This window comes from Gammaproteobacteria bacterium, from assembly GCA_036383255.1.
Lineage (GTDB): Bacteria > Pseudomonadota > Gammaproteobacteria > Natronospirales > REEB76 > DASUBN01.
Genome location: DASVOS010000003.1, coordinates 68745 through 85173, shown reverse-complemented (window position 1 = coordinate 85173; position 16429 = coordinate 68745). Strand labels below are relative to the sequence as shown.

Sequence of the window (16429 nt, the reverse complement as noted above, 5' to 3'; positions counted from 1 at the left end):
ATGACAGGTATTCGACGGATGACCCTTTGGGGCCTTCCTCCCAAGCAGAATTCCGTGAATTCAAAGTAAAGGGCTCTGACCCCTTTATCTTCATTGAGCAATAGACACTAGCTTTACGCAACACAGCTGTTACTCAGCTGGCAATCGTGCAATAAGCTGCATATAGCAACGGCCATAGAAGACCCCGAGATGAGCCATATCGTTAAGTTCTTGTTCAAAGGACTTGTCCGAAAGCATTTCATCACTGAAGAGAATTTCTCCCGTTTCCGCATCCCTTTCGCCTTTCGGATCTATTCGTAATATTCCTTGAACTTCTCTGCCAGCTTTTAGCTCAATAAAAGCGGAGTGGAGAATCTTATTTCTCGCTCTTCGAAGCGAAGCAAATTGATGTCTGGACTGAAGGAACCTAGATCTGAAGTCTTTCTCAAGCTCAGCGGACAATTTGCATTTAGGCAAAGCTTCGAGAAATAACCCCTCTACCTGCTCGTATAGATCCGCAGAAGTAAGGTTACGTAGAGACTGGGGTGGCCAATTTTTTCTAGCCGGATCTAGAATAAACCAACCGATTTCGCGCAGCTTGTTTTCAATCCATTGAAAAGATACTACGAATTCGCCAATTCGCTGATATACGTGATTCTGCTCTTTCTCGTCCAACCAGACTCCTTTTAACGAATATCATTTTTTTGTGTAGTACTGATCGAAAACCTTGAAGACCTCTGAACTGAAGAAACTCTTAGAACCACTTTTTGGGCGTTTAGGGTTATATAGCCTTTTCCGGCAATACTTCTCGTCGTCCAACAACGGGGTCTTGTACTTCTGGAAATTTTTGTCCTGCTTAAAGTCTGAGTAACGTTCTTTGAGCTTTTTAACTAGATCCGCTGTATCGTAGGGGTATCGCTCGAGTAGTGACTCCTCTTTAACGCTCATAGCGGGTGCCGCGAGATCGGACGTCCAACGCACCGAAACTCCATCAGCTCCCTTGCCTTTTATAATCTTTGTCTCTATGGCAAGTGAAACGTAATGATCTGAGCCTTCGGTGGGCTCTTTGCTTACTGACGCCAAATAGTCCAGAAATCTCTTTGACTGTTCCGTAATTGGAGTTATTGACCCAGCTGCTAGCGCCTCAAAACCGTGATAGAAACTCATTGGCATCAGATAGAAATTGTATTTGGAGAAATCCACGCCAAACCAGCGCGTGGCAAGGGACATGTAGTTTTTGAGCGATGCCAATCCGAGCCCTAAAACCTGTTGTGACAAAGCCAAATCGTTATTAACAAGATGAACAGAATTATCTCTTAATTCCATAAGCAACTCGGTATTAGCGAGACACTCCTTTGTGTAGCCATCCCACTTTTCTTCAAGTGCCTTTGTGGCAAGAAATCCTAGACCTAGCGTCATAGGATTGCCGCTACGATTCATCTTTCGAAGTACTAGTTCCTGACCAGATTCAGGGTCGAGCCTCTTGCGAATTTCACTAATTGACTCAAAGTCTTCTTTGTTATCAGCTAGTTTCTTCGCCTTAAGAAGCAGTTCCCATGCTGTGCACATCAAGATGGCAAATGATTCCTCTCTATAGTTGAAATCAGGCTTGTTATAGAGCTCAATCGATGAAACGGCAGCCCTCACTGATTTTTCAACAAGTTCCTTACTGGTTACGGTCACGCTCACTTTAGTGACTTGATTTGACCATATGAAATTACTTGTCGATCAACTAGGCAGTTCTCGATATCCGACATGCCTCCCACTACCGCCACTTCGACGATTGCGTCTCTTCTTCCCTTTCGCCTTCTATTCTCGGCGTAAGGGTACTTTTCTGGAGGCATAAACGTGGTCTTGCCGCGAGGGTGAGCAAATGGTGTCGTACATCCGCTGTTCATAGCGCAAAATGTCACCGACTTCCAATGCTTCTCCATCAACCTTTTTGAATCGAACACTAGTACAAGGTGCTTGTCTTTCTTGTAGGACCTTGCCGACATCAAGGTTTCTAGTCGTTCCATAGATGTCCACATAAATACCCTGCCATTCAGGATGTGGTACCACTTCGTTGGCGTAAGACCGTCCTCAAGGCACCGCGCCAGGCCAGAATCGCTCATGGGTTTTTGGTCTCGTATCATCGCGACGCCGTATTTTGGGCTCTCGATTTTTATATATTCAGCGCGATGTTTAGACTCGATGTCTTTTCTAGGCCCCCCCTCGATTCCAAACAAATCAAGCAAAGCAGTTGTACTGAGCAAGCCGTGCTTGCGTATCGATGGCCAACTGTCCTTGTGAGCCATGTGATAGAGCTTTGGAAAAGCTGCAACAAACTCTTCTTGCGATATCGGCACTTACCACATCCTTCTATCAATGATTGAGCGCGAGTGGAACCGCGTGGATATTAGAGAAACGGGAGCTGATGCAACCTTTTCTAATTCTTCAATAAAATTTATTGTCTCTATGCTTAGCTGCTCAAACCGTCGAGCCTTCTGATTTTCAATGGTGAAATAATCGGAAAAGGTCAGAGCAATGTCTGTAGGAGAGTTTAGACACGACGCCATTCGTATAAGCGTCCAATCGAATTCCGCGATACGCCGTTTCTTGTTAGTGGTAGAGGTTTTTTCGATCCTTTGCAGCTCTTCGAGCGGTATGCCAGATCTTTTATGAATCTCCTCCAAAGATATCTCCTGACTCATATACCCTGATGTTCCATCCTCTGGGCTCTGCACCCTTATTGGATAGGTTCTACACACCATCACAATCTTTCGTACGCGGGCTGGTGAAATTCCCGCCTCTGCTAAGCACCCCGCTACAGTCGTATCTCGAGAGGTGACATAAGGATACATGCCATGATGAATGCTAAGGGCAGTACCTTGAGTGCCTTCCAGCAATATCTTCTTTCCCTCGGAGTGAGCTTTTTCCAATATTTCGCGAGTCTCGCCCATAAACGCGGCGAGCTCAGGCTCATTTCGAACAAGTCTCACTTTTGGCTTTGCTATGGTGCGTAAGATTTTTCGCGCTGTGGCTGCACCCACCCCACGAGCAGTCGAGCCAATTGACTTCTCAAGCTCCTTTTCAATAACTATGTCTTCGTCTTCTATTAGAATTGCATTTGGGTCTATTACCAAGCGGTCTCGTCTGACGGTATGCTCAGCTATTTCCTTGAGTAAATCCGGAAGCCGCAGTACTGCTCCAGCTCCGATAATTAGCTTTGCGTCAGAAGATCTAGTCCCCGAAGGAAGATGGTGGAATGTGTAAGAGCCTGTTGATGCCCAGACTTTGTGCCCCGCATTAGGGCCACCTACTCTGACTAGATAGTCATATTCCTTTGATAGAAACGCGACGACTTGACCCTTACCTTCACTTCCATATTGGCCGCCGACTAGTACATCAACGTTTTGGTAGAACGTACGGCCATATATTCCTATATGGCTTGCGGCGCGAACGGAGATATCTTCGGGGAGACAACGGTCAGTGTTTATAACAACGTCAGCGAATTCTGCCAATTTCTTAACATTTCGCTCTGTCGCGTTTTTTTGCACATCAGCGTATGTTGGCAATTCTTGTATTGGACTTTGTTTCTTTAAATATCTATCGCGGAGCACTTCATCTGAGGCTGTTAGATGAATGTGAATGACTTTAGATCCATAAGCTCTACGAAGCCCCGCAATTTGATTTCTAATTCGAACAGCATCAACAACCAAATATTCAATATCTGAGTTATTCGTTGTCAGCCGCCCCACTGCCTCGGCGACCCACCCACCCTCAGTCTTTCTATCAAGCCGCTCTCCTGCGCGCTGCATGGCTTTACGCTCAGGTTCTACGTTGGGCTCTAGCTGCCTTATGAGCTCACGCGTACTGACGACAGTGAGGCCATGTCGATCACGCAGTCGTTTTGCGAGATTACTTTTCCCCGACGACACAGGCCCTGAAAGAAGGATGATTTGCTTAAGCATATCCCTGCCCTATTAAACCCCTGGTTTAGTTGATTAAACCCCCTGAACCGTCAAATCATAGACGTGAGTTCTAATATGAGAAGCGATTAACGATGAATGTATGAGCTGTTCTATTACATTCCATTCGCCGCCGGCCTGTCCGGTGCCTATTCTGGGCATGTGGACGGATGCCGAGTTCATACCCGCTACATCGACCAATTTTTGAAGACAGTCTGCCAAAGCAGCGTAGACGACTCTCCTGCTGCCGCCTTCACCGAAACCTTTCTGCGCAATCATGCTCACAATTAAGACGTCTGCGGATGCGTGCCCGGTGTGAATATTTCCAAGTTTGAGCAGTTGTCTGTTTGAAGATGTGAAGGCTCTGTATTCAGCATAAGCAACAGGGAATTTCTTTTTTAGTTGCATGGCAAACCCTCGGCCCCCCCATGCCAAGGCTCCGTCATTAACGATATGGGTAATTACCTTCTTGCCCTTTCCTCGGGGGTCCAATGCATTTCCTATGACGTAGTCAATTTGCTCGATGTTTGTATCGGCTTTGATGGATTGTATTAATCCCACTATTCGTGGGTACTGATCGCCGGGATACGGAGGTATCGCGACGCTTTCAATATGCTGCTTTCTGCCGCTGCCTGCCCATGATTCATCACCGTGCGCCGTGTAGCCGATTGCCTTGCACTCGGCTAGAACCGAGCTATTTCTAATCACAGTGTTCTTAGAAAGCCCTTTGTGATTCCATGAGACTGACGGTATGAAATAATCAATCTTATAGAGCTCAGGGTCAGAGGTTGAGCGCGCGGCAGAAAATGCGGCGCAAGAGCTGTTCGTAGCCTTCACGTAACGAAGTAATACCGCCTCTGTTGAAACTTTATATTTTTCCCTCAGATCCAATATTGTTCTGATGGAAATTTCTTTGTCCAAGAAATCCTGCATATCTCCTATCGGCATCAGAAGTTCGGCCGCCGCTAGATTGCACAGCAACTCCAATTCCAAGTCGGTTGGAGGTTCTTTCGTCTCAACTGTTTCATCGTCAGAGTCTGATCTATTGCGCACAGCCTCCTGAAAGTCAGGGAAAAGCGTATGTGCAATTTCGTGGGCGATGCTATAGCGAATTCTTGCGGCGTTTCTATTGGGGTTGTATTCAATCCTTACGGTGGAATCCTTCATCAATAGGCGAGCATCTTTTACAGAATCGGTAGGTATGACCGAGAAGCCCAGGTAATCAGCGAGTTGAAACGGATCAAAAGGCGGTCCTCGCCAGCCTTTGTCCATGGCGCTCAGAGCCAAGGCTCTCGCCTTTTGTTCAATAACCGCTATGGGATCTTTGCCGCTAGAAAGTTTGCGGACAGAAATGCTTTTCCACAGCTTGCCATTTCCCGTCATAAATGCATTTCCGTAATTAAATAAGCAAAGAGGCGGGTTTGCCGCCTCTTTGCTTTCGTCACGGATTTTATTCTCATAACTAAGAGCGAGCCCGCGGCCCGCAGACGAGGCGAAGCCAGGGCAAGGGGCGGAGCATACTCTTAGTGTATGTGAGCATCCTTGCCCGCCGCTTCAACGAAGTATCCGGGTCGCTGGCGACGCTATTAGCCGCACTTTGAGTCGCCGCAGTTAAGACACGTCATACACCCATCCATCATCACCACCGCCGCGGTGCTGCACTTCTGGCACAGCTGCGCGCCGGCGGGGAACTTGGAGTCCGCGAAGGCATCGGTCTGCTTCGCCGCCGCCTCGAACTCGGCGCGCTTCTGGGCGATGAGCTTCTTCTGGTGGTCGTCCAGGCCTTCCTTGTGCATGAGGCCGATGGAGACCAGGTGCTTCTCGATGACGTCGCCGATCTCGGCGATGAGCGAGGGCATGAACTTGCCGCCCGGCTTCCAGTAGCCGCCGCGCGGGTCGAACACCGCCTTCATCTCCTCCACCAGGAACGCCACGTCGCCGCCCTTGCGGAACACGGCGCTGATGATGCGCGTCAGGGCCACGATCCACTGGAAGTGGTCCAGGTTCTTGGAGTTGATGAAGATCTCGAACGGGCGGCGCTGCTCGTAGGGCGTGCCCTCGTTCAGGATGATGTCGTTGATGGTGATGTACATGGCATGGTCCGAGACCGGCGTCTTCACCTTGTAGGTGCTGCCGATGAGGAGCTCGGGGCGCTCCAGGGCCTCGTGCATGCGGATGACTTCCGCCTTGTGCTTCTTCTCGGCCCGCTCGGTGACGATCTTCTCCACGGGCTTGGAGGACAGCGCGAGGGCCGCGGCCTTGTTCTCGGCCTGCTTGGCTTCGGCGTCCTGCTTCACCGCCACTTCCTCGGGCTTTTGCACCGCGTAGCGGGTAATCTTCTTCTCTATTTTTATGCTGCTCATGTTCCTGACCTCTGTCTCTTAAGTATAGGCAACCGCTCTATGCGCCTGCCGACATGTCACTTGGGGGCTTCGTACCCGTAAGCCCGTTCCACCCTGGCGATGCGCAGCTGGTAGGACTGGTACCACTGCTTGCGGCCCGTCTCCTGGGCCTCCCGGTGCTCCGACTCGCGCTTCCAGTTCCGGATGGACTGCTCGTCCTTCCAGTAGGAGACGGTGATGCCCAGGCCATCCGCGTCCCTCACGCTCTCGGCGCCCAGGTAGCCCGGCTGCTGGGCGGCGAGCTCGGCCATGCGCTCCGCCATCTCGGCGTAGCCCGCCGGGTTGGAGTTGAGCCGCGAGGTGAAGATGGCCACGTAGTACGGCGGCAGTGGCATCTTGCCGGCACTTTGCTCGCTCACGCTCTCCACCTCTAAAAATGCGTCTCCGGTCTTAAATAGATCGAGCGGCTTTACCGGCCGCCCGACCCCTCCCGGTCTCCCGGTAACGTCCCTCGCGGGACGCCGGAACCTTAAAAGCTGTTTGCGTCTCCGTACTGCCTGCATCCCTGGCAACCAATACACGCTCACAGCGTTCCTTGCTTCACCTCCAACAAAACCTTCTTATTCCTCAGAACTTACCGTAGTAGCCCTCTTTGAGAGCGTCGTACAGGTTGGCGGCGGTATGCTTCTCGCCGTCATACTCGATCTCCTGGTCGCCCCGCGCCTCGACGACGGTGCCGTCCTCGAGGGTGAACTTGTACACGGTGTTCTTGAGGTCCTGCTCCTTCACCAGCACGCCCTGGAACGCCTCCGGGTTGAAGCGGAAGGTGGTGCAGCCCTTGAGGCCCTGCTCGTAGGCGTAGAGATAGATGTCCTTGAACTGCTCGTACGGGTAGTCCGTGGGCACGTTCGCGGTCTTGGAGATGGAGGAGTCGATCCACTTCTGGGCCGCGGCCTGGATGTCCACGTGCTCCTTGGGGGTGATGTTCTCCGCGGTGATGAAGTACTCCGGCAGCTTCTCGTCCGCCTTCTCGGAGTTAGGCATGGCCTTCGGGTTGATCAGCTCGCGGTAGGCCAGCAGCTCGAAGGAGTAGACGTCCACTTTCTCCTTGGACTTCTTGCCGGGGCGGATCACGTTGCGGAAGTAGTGGTGCGCGAAGCTGGGCTCGATGCCGTTGCTGGCGTTGTTGGCCAGCGACAGGGAGATGGTGCCCGTGGGCGCGATGGAGCTGTGGTGCGTGAAGCGCGCGCCATGGGCGGCGAGCGCATCCACCAGGTCCGGCGCCACTTCCGCCACCCGCTGCATGTAGCGGCTGTAGTTGGCGTGCAGCTCGCGGCCCTTGATCTTGTCGCCCACCTTCCAGCCGTCCTGCGCCATCTCGGGGCGCTTCCTCAGCATGTCGGCGGTGACGGTGAACTCCTCCACCATGATGGGGGCGGGGCCCTTCTCCTTGGAGAGCTCGAGGGCCTCTTCCCAGCCGGCGATGGCCATCTCGCGGGAGACGTCTTCCGTGAACTTCACGGATTCCAGCGAGCCGTACTTCCAGCCCAGCATGGTGATGGTGGAACCCAGCCCCAGGTAGCCCATGCCGTGGCGGCGCTTGCGGTTGATCTCGTTGCGCTGCTGCTCGAGGGGCAGGCCGTTGATCTCCACCACGTTGTCCAGCATGCGGGTGAAGACCTTGACCACCTCGCGGTACTGGTCCCAGTCGAAGCGGGCATTCGGCGTGAAGGGCTCCAGCACGAACTTGGTGAGGTTCACGCTGCCCAACAGGCAGGAGCCGTAGGGCGGCAGCGGCTGCTCGCCGCAGGGGTTGGTGGCGCGGATGTTCTCGCACCACCAGTTGTTGTTCATCTCGTTGACCTTGTCTATGAGCACGAAGCCGGGCTCCGCGAAGTCATAGGTGGAGGCCATGATGAGGTCCCACAGCCTGCGGGCGTGGATGGTCTTGTAGATGCGGCAGGCGACGAGGCCCTGCTCGTCCACCAGGTAGTTGACGGTGGTCGGCCACTCGCGCCACACCACCTTGGTGGGATCCTTGAGGTCGATGTCGCCGCTCTCGGCTTCCTTCTTGTCCAGCGGGAACACGAGCTGCCACTCGCCGTCCGCCTTCACCGCTTCCATGAAGTCCCTGGTGACCAGGAGCGAGAGGTTGAACTGGCGCAGGCGGCCGTCTTCGCGCTTGGCGCGCACGAAGTCGGTGACGTCCGGGTGCCCTACCTCGAAGGTGCCCATCTGGGCGCCGCGGCGGCCGCCCGCCGAGGACACGGTGAAGCACATCTTGTCGTAGATATCCATGAACGACATGGGGCCGGAGGTGTAGGCGCCGGCGCCGGCCACGTACGCGCCGCGGGGGCGCAGGGTGGAGAACTCATAGCCGATGCCGCAGCCGGCCTTGAGGGTGAGGCCCGCCTCGTGGACCTTGTTCAGGATGTCGTCCATCGAGTCGCGGATGGTGCCGGACACGGTGCAGTTGATGGTGCTGGTGGCGGGCTTGTGCTCGAGGGCGCCGGCGTTGGAGGTGACGCGGCCGGCCGGGATGGCGCCGTTGCGCAGCGCCCACAGGAACTTCTCGTTCCACTCGGCGCGCTTCTCGGGAGCCTCTACGTCGGAGAGGGCCTTGGCGACCCGCTTCCAGGTGTCGTCCACCTCGTGGTCGATGATGGTCCCGTCCTTGGCCTTGAGACGGTACTTCTTGTCCCAGATGTCGGAGGAGGCTTCTTGCACTTGGATCTCGGTGACGGCCGCGGGGGCCGGCTTCAGCACGGTGTTCATCAACGACTCAGCCTCCATGAATATGTGGGCATTTCTTCGACTTTGAATAGGAACCGCCCCTCACAAAGCGGCCCCCAGCCCGGTCTGCACTGACGCTTCCGTTGCAGACCCTGTGTCCAATCCGTGGATAACATGTGGAAAAGCTGGGGAATGGAGACCACAACATCTTGTGCCTGCCCGGCCCAACTTGTCCTCGATTAAGCGTAGACCCTGAACCCCGGCTTGTCAAATTAACTTAATGTTATAAATCAAAGGGTTAGAAGACAAAATTAAGCCGTCTTCTTGCTGTTTTAGGCCCTGTACCCGCCACAGCAGACAACACAACATCTAGGGTTGGCGCGAGTAAATCACAAAGCCTTGGGCAATGGAAGTGGGGTAAATACCTGAGGATTTGTAAGCCCCGTCTGGCAGGACGTCATGGCCGGAAGTGGGCACAAAAGCCGCAGCGGTGGGCGTGGCCCGGGCTGCAGTAGCGCAACCGACCAGGAGTGATCTGGAGGGGCGGCTTCCTGGAAGCGACATCCTGTCCAAATCCGTTCCGCCGCCTCCTGGCGGCGGGTTACTTTTGGCGCGCCAAAAGTAACCAAAAGCGCTCGCCCGGAGCGCGGGGCACGCCAGGGTATCCGTCCCTGGCGTGCCGTCAGCCCGGCCATCCCTGGCCGGCCGTTCGCCGCTTCGCGGCTCACCCCTGCGCTTCTCGCTCGCTGCGGGGCCGCGCTCACGGGACATCCCTGTCCCTTCGCGCGGGTGCGGCCCTCCCTGGGCCGCACCCCTTCGGGCCGGCCTTGCTCGCTGCGATGCTCGGCTCGCGCTACGGGGAAAGAGATAGAGACGCGAATTCTTCCCACCCCCTTGGATGCCGGCGAGCACTGGAGCGAGCAAGCCAAGCCGAAGGGCGCCGCCAGGACGGCGGCGCCTTCACACGCGGGGCAGGGAAGCCCAGTGGGTGAAGCTGCGCAGCGAGCGAAGCGCGCAGCTTCAGCCCGCTTCGGGCCGGCATCCCGGGGGCGCCCTTTCTTTTCGCCCCTTTTCTTTGGGCGAGCAAAGAAAAGGGGCCCGTGGGCGCGGCGGAACGCGCCCTCTTGATAAAGGGGGCCGCTGGAGGCGGCTCCAAGCCCCATTTCCAGGCATTCAGGGGGGCTTGAGAAATCCCCTCCCACCCATACCTAGGAGACATCGACTTATCCCACAACTCATTTTGAGGTGATGACCATGCAACTGATCCGTTACCAGCCCTGGGGCGCTTTCGACCTGGTGGACCGGCTCTTGGCCGGCCAGCACGGCCAGCTCACCCGCGACGCCGCCCCGGCGGCCGACTGGGTGCCTTCCGTGGACATCAAGGAAGAGGCCGAGCGCTTCGTGATCCATGCGGACGTGCCGGGCGTGGACCCGAAGGACATCGAGGTGAGCATGGAGGACGGCGTGCTCACGCTCTCCGGCGAGCGCAAGGCCGAGTCCCGCACCGAGCAGGACGGCTGGAAGCGCGTGGAACGCCTGAGTGGCCGCTTCCTGCGCCGCTTCACCCTGCCGGAAGGCACCGACGCGGAGAACATCAGCGCCCACGGCAGCCACGGCGTGCTGGAGATCGTGATTCCGAAGCTGGCGAAGGCGGCGGCTCGTAAGATCGCCGTCAAGACGGCGAGCCACTAAGACCGCCGCCTTCTTCCAGGCGTGTCCGCAAGGCCATCCCTGGCCTTCGCGGACCTGCCTGGTCCGGCACAGGTCCGGACCAGGCAGTCGCAGCGCATCCTGCGCTGCCGCGCCTCGCAAGATCGCGGTGAAAGTTAACTAAGAGTCAGCTGAAGGTCCGGCCGTATCGGTGCGCTTCATGGTTGCGGCGCGCCGGTACGGCTGGCCTCTTATATAGTGGATTGAACCCAATGACCCCTCCGGGGGTCGTATCATTTACGGGACTTTGCGACCTTCTGCCCTGCCCGTGCATCGGGCCTTATGGGCGCCAAAGCGCGCCGCGGGTACACGCCCGCCGGCCCCACGCGTTATCGCCCAGGACCCTGAGTCGCAACGACCCATCCATCCGCTGACATCCATTGAGGGACGCCCAACGATGAAACGCATCGCCCAAGTGCTCGCCGCAGCCTCGCTGCTGGCCACGGTCTTCACCGCCGCCTCGCTCTCCGTGATCCTCCCCGCCGAGGCCCATAACCCCCCGCCCGCGGCCGTGACCGGCCAGGCGGTACCGACGCTCGCGCCCGTGATCAAGCGCGTGGGCCCGGCGGTGGTGAACGTCTCCACCCGCGGCCACGTGCAGGTGCAGCAGAACAACCCGTTCATGAACGACCCCTTCTTCCAGCAGTTCTTCGGCGGCAGCGGTCGCGGCGGCGCCCCGGTGGAACGCAAGTTCCAGAGCCTGGGCAGCGGCGTGATCGTGGACGCGGCCAAGGGCTACGTGCTCACCAACAACCACGTGGTGGAGAACGCGGACCAGATCACCGTGACGCTGTACGACAACCGCAGCTTCAAAGCCAAGGTGGTGGGCAAGGATCCTGAGACGGACGTGGCGGTGCTCAAGATCGAGCCGGACAACCTCACCGCCATCAGCCTCGGCAACTCCGACGCGCTGCAGGTGGGTGACTTCGTGGTGGCCATCGGCAACCCCTTCGGCCTCACCCACACGGTGACCTCCGGCATCGTCTCGGCGCTCGGCCGCGACGGCATCGAGGACGGCAAGTTCGAGAACTTCATCCAGACCGACGCCTCCATCAACCCCGGCAACTCGGGCGGCGCGCTGATCGACCTGAACGGCAACCTGGTGGGCATCAACACCGCGATCCTGTCCCGCTCCGGCGGCAACATCGGCATCGGCTTCGCGATCCCCATCAACATGGCGCGCAACGTGATGGAGCAGATCATCCAGTACGGCAAGGTGCAGCGCGGCGTGCTCGGCATCACCATCCAGAACCTGACGCCGGACATCGCCAAGGGCCTGGGGATAAGCCAGCAGTCCGGCGTGGTGGTGACGCAGGTGCAGTCCGGCTCCGAGGCGGAGAAGGCCGGCATCAAGGCCGGCGACGTGATCCTGACCGTGAACGGCCAGCCGGTGCTCAGCAACTCCGGGCTCACCAGCACGCTCGGCGTGATGCGGGTGGGCACGGAGGTGACGCTAGGCATCGTGCGCGGCGGGAAGCCGATGAGCGTGAAGGCCACCATCGGCAAGGGCGAGGAAGGCGACACGGAAGGCGGCGACGAGGGCGGCAGCACCGACAACGGCCTGCATGGCTTGAACGTCTCCAACCTCGAGAAGAACAACTCGCCGCTCTACGGCCAGGTGCAGGGCGTGGTGATCACCGGCATCGCGCCGGACAGCGACGCCGCCTACTCGGGCCTGCGGGAGGGCGACGTGATCATCGCCGTGAACCGCCAGCCGGTGAAGAGCGCCGCGGAGTTTCGGAAGCTGGCGCTGAAGGACAAGGACGGTTCACTCTTCTTGACGGTTCGTCGTGAAGATCAAATGTTCTATGTGTCTCTCGGCGGTTGAGCTAAAAGCCGCTGATATTGAAAAGGCCCCGAAAGGGGCCTTTTCTTTTAGTAGTACCACCGGAGAGTGATGAGGTAATCATTCTCTTTTCCGTTCGCCCCCAGGCTGAAGCCCGCCGCCACGGAGGGCGCGAAGCCGAAGTGGTAGAGGAAGCCGCACTCGCCGGCACTGCGGCCGGCGAGCCTGGGATCATGGTTGTAGCGCAGGTCGGCGAAGAGCTCGAGGTTCGCGACCGGCAGCGCGCGGATGCCGAGCCGGGCGGCGTAATCGTGGCCGCTGATGTCCTCCGCGGGCTGGCGGTCGAGGCTGTAGCTGCTCCACAGGAGTTCCATGAAGAAGTTGTGGCCCGGCGTGGCGGTGGTGTGGAAGCCGAAACCCGCGTCATAGGCGCGGCTGGTGGAGACCTTGAGGTTGCGGCGGATGCCGTGCAGCACCAGGTAGGCGCCATCGCCGAGCGCGTAGGCGAAGTCCACCCGCTGGCCGTGGCCGATGTCGTGGTTGCCGTAGGGCTGGGTGTGCAGCGTGGCCACGTCCACGTAGGAGTACTGCAGCTTCACCGGCGGCGCGCTGGTGGCAGGCGTGGGCGCGCTGGTGGGAGGCGGCGTGGGCGCGACGCCCGCTGCCGGTGCGGTGGCAGCGGCGGCACCCGCCGCAGGCCTGGCAGGTGCCGTGGAAGCCGGCGGTGCCGCGCTCGTCGCGGGTGCAGGCGCGGTGGTGGCGGCAGGTGCGGTGCTGGACGCAACGGAAGGCACGGGCTCGGCGCGGACGGGATGCAGGACTGTCATCAACACAGCCGACAGGACCAACGCCTCCATGCGTCTTCGCATTATGTTTTCTCCGCATTATGTAGGGTCGGCATCGGAGCCATGATGCTGACGTCCCATAGATATATACTCGGCGCGGGGACATCCCACGATTTCTTCACACATCCACACATTGCCCCTGAAGGGAGAATCAGTCATGTCGAAGAACGAAAAGATCATGGCGCTCGCGTTCGGCCTGCTGCTCGCCGCCGGCTCGGCGTTCGCCGAGGACATGCCGGCCGCCGGCAGCGCCGCAGCCGCCGCCCCGGCTGCCTCCGAGGCGCCCGCCAAGCCCGCCGCCAACGGCTCCGTGAGCCGCGCCCAGTTCACCAGCGGCGTGACCAACCACGAGCCGAACGACGCGGTCACCACCCTCGACAACAGCAACACCCGCATCTTCTTCTACTGCGTGCTGGTGAACCTGCAGGGGCAGGAAGTGACCTTCCGCTGGAGCTACAACGACATCACCCAGGCCGAGGTGAAGCAGACCCCGAGCTCGGCGCGCTACCGCACCAACACCAGCAAGCAGCTGGACCCCTCCAAGCTCGGCACCTGGAAGGTGGAGGTGATGGACGCCTCCGGCAACGTGCTGACCAGCAAGACCTTCGAGTACACCAAGGCTGATGCTTCCGCGGCTCCCGCGGCGGCGACGAAATAATAAAAAACGAAGAGAGCTATTGGCTGTAGGAGGGGCTGCTTCGGCAGCCCCTTCTCTTTTCTGGTGTGCCCCGCGCTTCGGGCGGTGGAACGGATTCGGACAGGGATGCCCCCTCTCAGTCGGCTAGCGCTCGCATGCGCTTCAGCGTCGCTTCATCGGGCAAGCTGCCGGTGCCGGCTTCCAATATCTCGCGCATGTGGGCCGGGTCGCCGGTGCCGGGGATGACGCAGGTGACGGCGGGGTTGCCTAAGATGAACTTGAGGAGCAGCGCCGCCCAGCTGGAGCAGCCGGCGGCCGCGGCCCAGTCCGGCAGGGGCTGCTTCACGAGGCGGCGGATGAGGCCGCCGCCGCCGAAGGGCCGGTTCACGATCACGGCGATGCCTTTCTCCTGCGCCAGCGGCAGGAGGCGCCGCTCGGCAGCCCGGTCCTCCAGCGCGTAGTCCAGCTGCACGAAGTCCCAAGGCGCGGCGCGCATGACGCTCTCCAGCTCCGCGTGGGCGCTGGGCGTGTAATGGGTGATGCCGATGTAGCGGATGCGGCCTGAGGCCTTCCACTCTTCCAAAGTCTTGAGGTGCGTGCGCCAGTCCAGGAGGTTGTGGACCTGGATGAGGTCGAGCCGCCCGCCCATGAGCCGCTCGGAACGCTGCATCCCAGCGACGCCTTCGATGCGGCCCTGGGTCCAGACCTTGGTGGCGACGAAGGGCTTGGGCGCATCCGGCAGGGCGGCGAGCAGCTCGCCCACCGCGCCCTCGGCACGGCCATACATGGGGGAGCTGTCGATGAGACGCCCACCGGCGGCGAACAGGGTAGCGAGGACTTCTTTCAGTTGGGCGCGGCGGGGGGCGCCCGAGGCGACGTCGAACCTCTCCCAGGTGCCGATGCCGATGACAGGGAGCGCTTCACCGGTGCGGGGGATCCTTCTAGTGAGCATCGTCTACCCGCGTACCCGGCGAATCCTGCCCACCCTGGTGCCAGATGACTTTCATGGCATGGCCATCCTTCACCTCGCTGAAGCTGGCTTGGGCGTCGGCGATCTTGAGGAAGAAGTCCTGCGGGCCGTAGGCGAACATCTCGAGCTTCGGCTGCCCCGGTTCCGTGAGGTAGAGATGGTCTCCCCGGCGGACGACGGTGATGGCGTCCGTGGGCGAGAAGCGGTAAGTGCCCGCGTACCGCTCCAGCGTGGCGGCGTCCATCGGTACCTGCGCATAGAACTTCGGCACTGTGAGGTCCACCGGCAGATGCGGGTCCAGGAGGTGCAGGCCGATGTCGTCCACGCCGGGACCGCTCTGGGCGTTGGCCAGGGCCACCACGCCGATGCGGCGCTTGGGGTCGTAACCCATGAAGGCGCGGTAGCCGCTGACGCTGCCGTTCTTCCACACCACCTGGTGGTCGCCGTCGGTATGGACGTTCCAGGCGAGCGCGATCTGGTCCGTGCCGGCGGGCGGGCCGAAGGGCGTCATGCCGCCGGGATGCCGCACGTCGAGCATCGCGTCCATGGCGGGCTTGAGGTCCGATCTCTCCAGGCCGAGCACGGCGGCGAGGAAGCGGGACAGGTCATCGGCGGTGGAATAGTAGGCCCCGGCGGCGTCCAGCGGGCCCATGGGCTCCGGCGGCGCAGCGCTGAGCTGGCCATAGAAGGCGGTGTATCCCATGGCGAGACGCGGCTGCAGCGGCGGCGGCAACTGCATGTGGGTGTCGTGCATGGCGAGGGGGTCGAGGATGGTGCTTTGCACCAGCTCGCCATAGGGCTTGCCGGCGCGGGTGGATTCCGCGATGCCGAGCAGGCCGTAGTTGACGTTGGAATACTCGTAGTGGGTGCCCGGCGCCTGCTTGAGCGTGAACGAGGACACGAAGCTGTAGAGGTCATCGAGGGTGTAGCCCTCGTACTCCTTGTATTGGGTCACCATCATCTGGCCCATCTCGTCCTGCTTGGCCCAGTCCGACTTGAGGTTGGTGGGCCGGATCGGGAAGCCGGCGGTGTGGGTGGCCAGATCCGCGAGCGTGATGGGCTTGCCCTCGAAGCGGGGCAAGCTCACACGGCCGGCGGGCAGGTACCTGGCGGCAGGGTCGTCCAGGCTGAGCTGCCCGTGCCGGGCCATGTCCGAGAGCAGGAGCGCGGTGAAGACCTTGGTGAGGGAGCCGATGCCGAACTCGGTGTCGCCGTCCACCGGCCGCTTGTCGTCCAGGCCCAGGGTGCCGTAGCTCACGATGCGCCGGCCTGAGGGCTCGACGATGCCTATCACGATGCCGGTGGCGAGCTTCTGGGAATCCACGCGGGTGACCAGCATCCGATGCAGCTCCGCATCGGAAGCAGGCTCGGCGGCCCAGAGCGGGGCCGCGGCAGCAGCCATGAGGATGAAGGCGCCCACGACTGCAGGGCGCCTGGGACGGAAGCTGGGCATGTCCGCTGACTCCGGGAGGACCTT

14 protein-coding genes are annotated in these 16429 nt (G+C 59.2%); 3 read left to right on the top strand and 11 right to left on the bottom strand.

What is annotated here, in order from left to right; all coding sequences use genetic code 11:
• Positions 1–129: 129 nt before the first annotated feature.
• From VF651_00715 to VF651_00680, 8 genes are all read right to left on the bottom strand, one after another.
• A complete protein-coding gene (locus VF651_00715; protein ID HEX7964209.1) occupies positions 130–654 on the bottom strand; it encodes a hypothetical protein in 525 nt (174 codons plus the stop codon).
• A 21-nt stretch (positions 655–675) separates the two neighbouring features.
• Positions 676–1668 carry a DUF3644 domain-containing protein gene (locus VF651_00710; protein HEX7964208.1) on the bottom strand — a complete coding sequence of 331 codons (993 nt, stop codon included), beginning with the start codon at positions 1666–1668 and terminating at the stop codon, positions 676–678.
• A complete protein-coding gene (locus VF651_00705; GenBank protein HEX7964207.1) occupies positions 1665–2327 on the bottom strand; it encodes a hypothetical protein in 663 nt (220 codons plus the stop codon). The genes VF651_00710 and VF651_00705 overlap by 4 nt, the downstream gene beginning before the upstream one ends.
• On the bottom strand, positions 2328–3932 hold the full coding sequence (locus tag VF651_00700; protein HEX7964206.1) for an adenylosuccinate synthetase: 1605 nt from the start codon (positions 3930–3932) through the stop codon (positions 2328–2330).
• 33 nt (positions 3933–3965) lie between these two features.
• Positions 3966–5312, bottom strand: coding sequence for an ImmA/IrrE family metallo-endopeptidase (locus tag VF651_00695; protein HEX7964205.1), 1347 nt, complete (start codon positions 5310–5312; stop codon positions 3966–3968).
• Positions 5313–5515: 203 nt separating this feature from the next.
• Positions 5516–6292, bottom strand: a complete 777-nt coding sequence (locus VF651_00690) for an NrdJb (GenBank protein ID HEX7964204.1) — start codon at positions 6290–6292, stop codon at positions 5516–5518.
• 56 nt (positions 6293–6348) lie between these two features.
• A complete protein-coding gene (locus tag VF651_00685) occupies positions 6349–6666 on the bottom strand; it encodes an antibiotic biosynthesis monooxygenase (protein HEX7964203.1) in 318 nt (105 codons plus the stop codon).
• A 232-nt stretch (positions 6667–6898) separates the two neighbouring features.
• On the bottom strand, positions 6899–9046 hold the full coding sequence (locus VF651_00680) for an adenosylcobalamin-dependent ribonucleoside-diphosphate reductase (GenBank protein HEX7964202.1): 2148 nt from the start codon (positions 9044–9046) through the stop codon (positions 6899–6901).
• A gap of 1212 nt (positions 9047–10258) precedes the next feature.
• On the opposite strand from VF651_00680, the gene VF651_00675 reads away from it, so the two are divergent.
• Complete coding sequence (locus tag VF651_00675; GenBank protein HEX7964201.1) at positions 10259–10696, top strand: Hsp20/alpha crystallin family protein; 438 nt, start codon at positions 10259–10261, stop codon at positions 10694–10696.
• A 415-nt stretch (positions 10697–11111) separates the two neighbouring features.
• Entirely contained in the window at positions 11112–12542 is a 1431-nt protein-coding gene (locus tag VF651_00670; GenBank protein HEX7964200.1) for a DegQ family serine endoprotease, read from the top strand.
• Positions 12543–12589: 47 nt separating this feature from the next.
• Here VF651_00670 and VF651_00665 read toward each other — a convergent pair whose 3' ends face one another.
• Positions 12590–13327: a hypothetical protein gene (locus tag VF651_00665; protein HEX7964199.1), complete on the bottom strand. Its 738-nt coding sequence runs from the start codon at positions 13325–13327 to the stop codon at positions 12590–12592.
• A 175-nt stretch (positions 13328–13502) separates the two neighbouring features.
• On the opposite strand from VF651_00665, the gene VF651_00660 reads away from it, so the two are divergent.
• Positions 13503–14003 (top strand): DUF2914 domain-containing protein, encoded by a 501-nt coding sequence (locus VF651_00660; GenBank protein HEX7964198.1) that lies wholly within the window; start codon positions 13503–13505, stop codon positions 14001–14003.
• 115 nt (positions 14004–14118) lie between these two features.
• On the opposite strand, the gene VF651_00655 is transcribed toward VF651_00660, so the two are convergent.
• Entirely contained in the window at positions 14119–14934 is an 816-nt protein-coding gene (locus tag VF651_00655) for an aldo/keto reductase (protein HEX7964197.1), read from the bottom strand.
• Positions 14924–16405, bottom strand: a complete 1482-nt coding sequence (locus VF651_00650; GenBank protein ID HEX7964196.1) for a serine hydrolase — start codon at positions 16403–16405, stop codon at positions 14924–14926. Before VF651_00650 ends, VF651_00655 begins: the two co-directional genes overlap by 11 nt.
• Positions 16406–16429: the final 24 nt, after the last annotated feature.